The 389-nt window shown below is 61.4% G+C and carries 1 protein-coding gene; it reads right to left on the bottom strand.

The features are described from left to right. Window positions 1-389 (bottom strand): TonB-dependent receptor plug domain-containing protein (locus FGG79_RS21475; protein ID WP_171051043.1); only part of this gene is annotated, 389 nt, incomplete at both ends.

Below are 389 nucleotides of genomic sequence, written 5' to 3'. Positions count from 1 at the left end.
CATTGAAGGTGTTCCCGATCAGGCCGCCGAACTGCTTGCCCTGCGCCGCGATGCGGTAGAACAGCTTGTTCTCCACCAGTGCGCCGCCGAGGCCCGCGGACAGCTCGCGCAGGTGGCCGTTGCCCGCTTCGAACGACGCGAAGCCGTCGCGCTGGTTCGAAGGCGCCTTCGTTTCGATGTTGATGGCGCCCCCGATCGCATTGCGTCCGTACAGCGCTCCCTGCGGACCCTTCAGCACTTCGATGCGTTCGATATCGAATAGGCTCATCTTGAGCTGCTTCTGGTTATTCTGGGGCACGCCATCGACCACCACGGCGACCGGCGAATCGGCATTGTTGATCTGTGTAACGCCACGCAGGACGACGAAGGAATTCCCGTAAGTGAAGGAA

The organism is Bacillus sp. BHET2, from assembly GCF_005938125.1.
Lineage (GTDB): Bacteria > Bacillota > Bacilli > Bacillales > Bacillaceae_B > Rossellomorea.
This window is presented reverse-complemented; position numbering and strand designations above follow the sequence as displayed.